The sequence below is a fragment of the Flavobacterium azizsancarii genome (assembly GCF_027980145.1).
GTDB classification, from domain to species: domain Bacteria; phylum Bacteroidota; class Bacteroidia; order Flavobacteriales; family Flavobacteriaceae; genus Flavobacterium; species Flavobacterium azizsancarii.
Genome location: NZ_JAMZNK010000157.1, coordinates 1 through 221 on the forward strand (window position 1 = coordinate 1; position 221 = coordinate 221).

The 221-nt window shown below is 46.6% G+C and carries 1 pseudogene; it reads right to left on the reverse strand.

The features are described from left to right. A pseudogene (locus tag NJT12_RS25265) lies at positions 1 to 115 on the reverse strand (ATP-binding protein); the annotation flags it as partial. Positions 116 to 221: the final 106 nt, after the last annotated feature.

Here is a 221-nt window from a genome sequence, read left to right on the forward strand (position 1 = left end):
CAATACGATCTAGGACTGCGTCAGCAATTGTCGAGTTCCCAATTATATCATGCCATGCAGATACAGGTATTTGAGAAGACAGTATTATTGATGCTTGATTGTACCTTTGGTGGATATTCCGCTGCAAAGGTCGCCACGATTCCGCTACAAAGTACACCACCCATTCCGCTTCAAAGTACGCCACGATTCCGCTGCAAAGGTCGCCACTTATTCCGACGCAA